We start from the raw sequence: 7005 nt of genomic DNA, 5'->3' as shown, positions 1-7005 counted from the left end.
GCCCTGGGCGCGCCGCAATTCGGGCGGCAGCGATGGCACGTGGCCAGCCTCTGCACTCATCGGCAAGTGATTGGTCACGACGACACCACCGGCCACAGTCAACCCGCGGTCGGTCAGGGCCGCACACGCGCCTTCTGCCATCGCCCACGCAGCCTTGCCCAGCGCGAAGACATGGACCGGCGGAACCTCATCGGTACCGGAGCCCGGTCGCGCGGACAGCCAGCGATCGACGGCGCGCTTGGTGTGCAGGTACGGCGCCGCGCCCTGCACCGCCGCGGCGTGGAGTGCGGCGAGCAGAGCGCGGGAGTCGTTCATCAAATCAGTGCGCGGCGTGGCCGGCCTTCGTGATGGCCGAGCCGAGGTCCGTATAGGCGTCGGCGGACATCTGGTTGAACGGCGCAGCGACGTACGAAATCTTTCCCTGCGGATCGATCACGTAGAGCAGGCGCTTGTGGAAGCCTTCGCCCGTGTTGGCAGCGTACGCCACGCCGACCTTACGATCGACATCAGCAGCGAACTGGAACGGGAACTTGGCGTCCTTCGCCCATGACGTGAGCGCGCTGTCCGGATCGACGCTGACGCCGACGAGGGTCACCTTCTGGCCGCTCTTGAACAGTTCGGCGTAGCGGTCGCGGTACGATTCCATCTGCACCGTGCAGCCGCGCGTACGGGCCTTCGGGAAGAAGGCGAGGATGACCGTTTCACCGCGGTGCTCGGAAAGCTTGAACGGCTTGGCGGACAGTCCGGCCGCCGTTGCAGTGGCAACGGTGAAGTCGGGTGCCACGTCGCCGACCTTGAGCGGGGCGGGGCCTGCGGGCGCAGCCTGCGCTCCAGCCATGGCGGGTACGAAAGCGATCGACGCCGCCAAGGCGGCGATACGCGAACGAATGGACATCGAATGCTCCGGAAGGGTGGGAAGCGCGGCAGGCCGCCGTGCGCGGGACTGAACGCTACGCTCCAGAGCATAACGCTGCCAATCCCCATGGGGTTGTGATCGACGTCGTCAGGCCCTTGGCCTGTCGCCGCGGCGGGACGGCCGAGTGACCACGATTGAGGACAGAATCGGCGTTTTTGGGGTGAAAACCGGCGGAATCCGGCTGGCACGGTCCCTGCCATTGTACTGGGTGTCGGCGGCGCGATCGGAATGCCGACTCGGACTTCCGGATCGCGCCCACCCATTCAGGAGAACTGACAGATGACTACCCATCAGAACCAGTCGGATCGTATGCCGTCGCTGCCGAGCAGGATGCGCCAGGCGGCGCTGCCACTCCTCGCTCCGGTCGCCTTCGGTGTGCTGACCGCGTGTGGTGGTCGCGACAAGGACTTCGATCAGCAGTTGCGCGCGGATCTGATGGCGGCAGCGCAGGCGCCAGCCAATCGGCAGATGTATGTCGGACCGGCAGAACTGGGCTACCCGCAGGGATATGCTCCGTATCCGGGCCAGTATCAGACGCCGTATGGCTATCAGCAGGCGTCGTATCCGCAGGCCGGGTATCCGGCGCCGCAGCCGCAGACGCGCGTGGTGTACGTGCCAGCGCCGCAGTCCACGTCGCGCAGCAGCGCGGGGGCGGGCACGGGATCGTCGGGCAACGGGTCGGGTTCTGGCGCCGGTACACAGGCGGGCCGTCGTCAGACGGAGAAGGGCGCCATCTATGGTGCGGCGGCAGGCGCAGCGATCGGTGTGCTGTCGTCGCGTGACAAGGGCAAGGGTGCGGCCGTTGGCGCACTCGGTGGTGCGGTGCTCGGTGGCATGATCGGTCATCAGGTGCAGCGACCGTAATAAGCGGTAGCTCATTGGCAACACTGATCGATGACACGCATGCGGAGCGTGTGGTCGATCAGGCGGGACGAAGCAGACGGACACACTGCCATACAACGCCGGAACCTTCCAAGGGGTGCGGTGTTCTGGAAAAAGGCAGTGAATGTGAGGGGACACAGCTGCCGAGGGTTTCTGAACGCTTCGTGGAGGGGGCGAACAGGGGCGGACCACCCGGGCCGACATCGTCGGTCCGGGTGGTTTTGCGTTTGGTTCCTACGTCGCGCGCGCTGGCGCGCCGTGAATCAGACGATGATGTCGAGCGCTGACGGGCGCAGCGTGACGGTGATCGTGTTCGATTGCGCGCGATAGAGCTCGCCATCGGCTTCGTACATCGGCGGCGTCTCGCAATGCAGCGTGAACTCCGTGCCGAAGTGTGAACGCACGGCATGACTGCGCTCGTGGTTTCCCTGTACCGCGCGCAGGAACACGGCGGGGCGCCGCCATGGAGCCAGCGCCCCGATATCGATGACATCCAACATGCCGTCATCGAGCTGCGCATTCGGCGCAATACGAAATGCCCCGCCGAAGTGGCGGCCATTGGCAAACACGGTCATCAGATGCGTGAAATGCCCGATGCGTTCCTGCCATGCCGCATCAGCAGTTGGTGCGGAGCCTGCGGATTCGCTGACGATGCGTGTGCGCAGCGAGGCGTCGAAGCCTCGATATCCCAGCAGAGCCCGCAGCGCGGTGACGACATACGAAGCGGTGCCGCCAAGCCAGGGCAACGGAGCGCGCTGCATGAGCTCGAGGACGGCCACATCGAAGCCCAGGCCAGCGGCGTTCACGAATGGTGTGCCATCGATGAGCCCGACATCGATGCTGCGCACCTGTGCGCGCTCGATGCACTGCGTCATCGCGCGGACGTCGTGTGCTGGAGTACCGAGCGACTTCACGAAGTCGTTGCCTGTGCCGGCTGCCACGATGGCGAGTGGTACACGTCGCGGAGCGGACACGAGCGCTCGCGCGACGTGATGTACGGAACCATCGCCACCGACCACGACAATGCATCGCGCGTGACCTTCGAGTGCGCGTGCAACCTGATGCGTTTCATCGCCACGTGATGTCGTGGCGAACTCGAACACCTCATTCCGATGTCGCAGTGCGTGCAGTACATCGTTTGCGATTTTGCGAGCGCGACCGTTTCCTGCAGCGGGATTGACGACGATTGCGATCATTGCACGACGAATGAATGCCGTACGACGTGCATGCACAAATGTCGTCTCGATGTGATCACAGGCACGGGATGCCGTAACGAATGTGTCGATGCGGTGAAATACATCACCGACTCTGCGTGGTCATCAGGTGAACATACGAATGCGCGTGCGGTTGCTCATCAGCGGCTCGCACGATCTCTATTCCAGACAGGAGTGCACAAATATGCATCGACTCATTCATTCGGTTCGACTCGGCGCCGTGGCCGTTTCTCTTTCCAGTGCTCTGTTGCTTGCCGCGTGTGGCAGCGATGATGACGACGACAATGGCGTAGGGCCGGAGACCGACGCGCAGATGGCGCTCGGCTTTCAGGTAGCGCGTGGGACGCAGTCCGCTGCCGACTCTGCGGTGACCGTGGGCGCGGGTGGAACGACGGTTATCCGTGGCACAGATACGCTCATCATCACCAGTGCCGAAATGGTGCTGCGTGACGTGCGCTTGCATGGCGAAGGTTCGACCTGTGTGGCCAACGACAGCACGCTCACCTCGGGATGCGCGACCATCCTGCTGCGCCCTACCATTCTCGACCTTCCTGTGAATGGAACAGACGGAGGGCGTGTGACCGTGACGACGCCGCGAGGCACGTTCTCGTCCGTACGCCTCAATCTGCATCGCCCCATCGCGGGTGATTCCATCGACGCGGCGTTCCGTCTCGCCAACCCGAACTTTGCCGACGTCAGCGTTCGCCTCGAAGGCACCTACAATGGCGAGTCGTTCACGTACACCACGGATGTCAGTGAAGTGTTGACCGTTCCGCTGCCGTCTGCTGTCGCGGGCGGCTCGGAGACTCAGCAGGTGACGGTGCTGGTGGATATCGCCAAGTGGTTCTGGGCGGCCGACAGTGGCCTGTATTCGCCCATCGCGGCCGATGAGCCGGGTGCAATCGCCGACGCGGTGAACGCCAACGTCCGCACGAGCTTCAAGGCTTTCCGGGACCAGAACCGGGATGGTGTGCCGGATTGATGGGCACAAGCACACCGGGCCCCCGCATCGTGTGACGCGGGGGCCCGGCGTAGGGTATGCACCTGCAGGGGTGTTGATCATACAGCAGGTGCAGGAAACGGCGTGGAATGCTCGGGGGCGGGCATTTCCACGCCGTTCTGCATTGGTGGCCTTACTTGCCGGCCACTAGGCTGCGCAGCACGTACGGCAGGATGCCGCCGTTCTTGTAGTACTGCATTTCTTCCGGCGTGTCGATGCGGCAACGGGCCGAGAACTGCTTGCTCGTTCCGTCGCCAGCCGTGGCCTTCACGACGAGCGTCGCGCGCGGCGTGAGCGATTCGTCGAGGCCCACGATCTCGTAGGTCTCGAAGCCCGTCAGGCCAAGGCTCTGACGCGTTTCACCGTTCACGAACTCGAGCGGCAACACGCCCATACCCACGAGGTTCGAGCGGTGAATGCGTTCGAAGCTTTCCGCGATCACGGCCCGCACACCCAGCAGCATGGTGCCCTTGGCCGCCCAGTCACGCGATGAGCCCGTGCCGTACTCCTTGCCTGCGATGACGATCTGCGGCACACCGGCGGCCTGGCGGGCCATCGACACGTCGTAGATCGCTTCCGGCTCGGCGCCCGGTGCGGTGGCCGTCCACCAGCCTTCCTTGCCACCCGTCAGTTCATTCTTGAGGCGGATGTTGGCGAAGGTGCCGCGCATCATGATCTCGTGATTGCCGCGACGGGCTCCGTACGAGTTGAAGTCCTTCTTCTCGACGCCGAGGGCGTTGAGGTACTTGCCGGCCGGGCTCGCGGCCGCGATGGAGCCGGCGGGCGAGATGTGGTCGGTGGTGATGGAGTCACCGAACATGCCCAGCACCTTGGCGCCGGTGATCGGGCGGATGCCCGGCGGCGTCATGGTCATGCCTTCGAAGTACGGCGGGTTCTTCACGTACGTGCTGTTGCTGTCCCAGGCGTACTGGTCGCCGGTGGGGGCAGCAATGGCCTGCCAGTACTTGTCGCCCAGGAAGACATCGGCGTACTGCGTGGTGAACTGCTCACGCTTCACGCTGGTGAGAATGGTGTCTTCCACTTCCTGCGCCGTCGGCCAGATGTCGCGCAGGAACACCGGGCCTTCGCTGCCGATGCCGAGCGGCTCGGTGGCGAGGTCGATATCCATGCGGCCAGCCAGCGCATACGCCACAACGAGCGGCGGCGACGCGAGGTAGTTGAAGCGCGTCTGCGGATTCACGCGGCCTTCGAAATTGCGATTGCCTGAAAGCACCGCCGACACGTTGAGCTTGCCGGCATCGATCGCTTCACTGATCTCCGTCGGCAGCGGGCCCGAGTTGCCGATGCACGTGGTGCAGCCGTAGCCCACGACGTTGAATCCGAGCTTGTCGAGCGAGTCCATGAGACCCGCCTTGTTGAAGTACTCGGTGGCCACCTTGGAGCCCGGAGCCAGCGAGGTCTTCACCCACGGCTTGGTGCTGAGGCCCTTGGCGACCGCATTGCGGGCAAGCAGGCCGGCCGCGAGCATCACGCTCGGGTTGCTGGTGTTGGTGCAGCTGGTGATGGCCGCGATGACCACATGGCCGTGCTGCAGCTTGAACGACTGGCCCTTGTACTCGCAGTGCACGCCGTGATCGGAATCGACCGGCGATCCCTCGGCCACCATGGTGGCCGCGGCGGAACCGGCCGGCGCCGTCGCAGCAGCCGTCTGCGTTGCCATCTGCGCCGCGAGCGCTTCGCGGTACATGCGCTTGCTCTCGCTGAGCGGCACACGGTCCTGCGGACGCTTCGGACCGGCGAGGCTCGGCACCACCGTGCTCAGGTCGAGTTCGAGCGTGTCGGTGAAGATCGGATCGGGCGTTTCATCGGTGCGGAAGAGACCCTGCGCCTTGGTGTAGGCTTCCACCAGGGCGACCTGCTCTTCGCTGCGACCGGAGAGGCGGAGGTACTTGAGCGTTTCGGCGTCCACCGGGAAGAAGCCCATCGTGGCACCGTATTCCGGAGCCATGTTGGCGATGGTGGCGCGGTCGGCGAGCGCGAGGCTCGAAAGACCCGTGCCGTAGAACTCCACGAACTTGCCAACGACCTTCTTCTTGCGGAGCATCTCGGTGCAGGTCAGCACGAGGTCCGTGGCCGTTGCACCAGCGGGCAGCTTGCCGTGCAGCTTGAAGCCGATGACTTCGGGGATCAGCATGCTGACCGGCTGACCGAGCATGGCGGCTTCGGCTTCGATGCCACCGACGCCCCAGCCCAGCACGCCGAGGCCGTTGATCATCGTGGTGTGCGAGTCCGTGCCCACGAGCGAATCGCAGTAGGCGAGCGTCTCGCTACCGTCCTTCGCGGTGAAGACGACCTGACCCAGGTATTCGAGATTGACCTGGTGACAGATGCCCGTGCCCGGCGGCACAGCGCGGAAGTTGCGAAGGGCCGTCTGGCCCCACTTGAGGAACTGGTAACGTTCGCCGTTGCGCTCGAACTCGAGTTCGGTGTTGAGCAGCAGCGCCGCTTCGGTGCCGTATTCATCCACCTGCACCGAGTGATCGATGACGAGGTCGACAGGCTGAAGCGGATTGATGCGGGTCGGGTCACCACCGAGTGCGACCATCGCATCGCGCATGGCGGCGAGGTCGACGACACAGGGAACGCCGGTGAAGTCCTGTAGCAGCACGCGCGCCGTACGGAAAGCGATTTCCTTGTCGACGGGTGCCTTCACGTCCCAGTGCGCGAGCGCTTCGATATCCGCCTTCTTCACGAAGGCATTGTCTTCGCCGCGCAGGAGGTTCTCGAGAAGAACTCGCAAGGAGAAGGGCAGCGTCCGGGCCGAACTTCCCGCGAGGGAGTCGAGCGCGTCGAGACGGTAGTAGGCATAGGAACGATCGCCCACCTGCAGCGCGCTGCGGCTGCCGAATGAATTGGGATGCGCCATGAAGGGGTTGTCCTGCGCGCGCCGACCCCTCGGGCGACTACGCGCGTACGGAACGGAGCCACTCGTCGCGCCGTGATGTCACCATTGCTGGAGACACCTGGTACCA

At 64.5% G+C, this 7005-nt stretch carries 6 protein-coding genes; 2 read left to right on the top strand and 4 right to left on the bottom strand.

Annotated features, from left to right (window positions below; all coding sequences use genetic code 11):
- Both VGE27_RS07305 and VGE27_RS07300 read right to left on the bottom strand, forming a co-directional pair.
- Positions 1-315 (bottom strand): DUF4147 domain-containing protein (locus VGE27_RS07305; RefSeq protein WP_331048984.1); only part of this gene is annotated, 315 nt, incomplete at its 3' end.
- A gap of 4 nt (positions 316-319) precedes the next feature.
- Positions 320-895, bottom strand: a complete 576-nt coding sequence (locus VGE27_RS07300) for a peroxiredoxin family protein (protein ID WP_331048983.1) — start codon at positions 893-895, stop codon at positions 320-322.
- A gap of 300 nt (positions 896-1195) precedes the next feature.
- On the opposite strand from VGE27_RS07300, the gene VGE27_RS07295 reads away from it, so the two are divergent.
- Complete coding sequence (locus tag VGE27_RS07295; RefSeq protein WP_331048982.1) at positions 1196-1780, top strand: glycine zipper domain-containing protein; 585 nt, start codon at positions 1196-1198, stop codon at positions 1778-1780.
- Positions 1781-2061: 281 nt separating this feature from the next.
- Here the strand turns inward: VGE27_RS07295 and VGE27_RS07290 are convergent, their stop codons facing one another.
- The gene (locus tag VGE27_RS07290) at positions 2062-3045 is read right to left on the bottom strand and encodes a diacylglycerol kinase family protein (protein ID WP_331048986.1); all 984 of its coding nucleotides are present in this window, start codon (positions 3043-3045) and stop codon (positions 2062-2064) included.
- 151 nt (positions 3046-3196) lie between these two features.
- Between VGE27_RS07290 and VGE27_RS07285 the strand changes: the two genes are divergently transcribed.
- The gene (locus VGE27_RS07285) at positions 3197-3994 is read left to right on the top strand and encodes a hypothetical protein (protein WP_331048981.1); all 798 of its coding nucleotides are present in this window, start codon (positions 3197-3199) and stop codon (positions 3992-3994) included.
- A 151-nt stretch (positions 3995-4145) separates the two neighbouring features.
- On the opposite strand, the gene acnA is transcribed toward VGE27_RS07285, so the two are convergent.
- Entirely contained in the window at positions 4146-6899 is a 2754-nt protein-coding gene (gene acnA / locus VGE27_RS07280; protein ID WP_331048980.1) for an aconitate hydratase AcnA, read from the bottom strand.
- Between the last annotated feature and the right edge of the window lie 106 nt (positions 6900-7005).

Source organism: Gemmatimonas sp. (assembly GCF_036405635.1).
Classification (GTDB): domain Bacteria; phylum Gemmatimonadota; class Gemmatimonadetes; order Gemmatimonadales; family Gemmatimonadaceae; genus Gemmatimonas.
The sequence above is the reverse complement of the archived record's forward strand: the minus strand, read 5'-3'. Positions and strand labels throughout refer to the sequence as shown.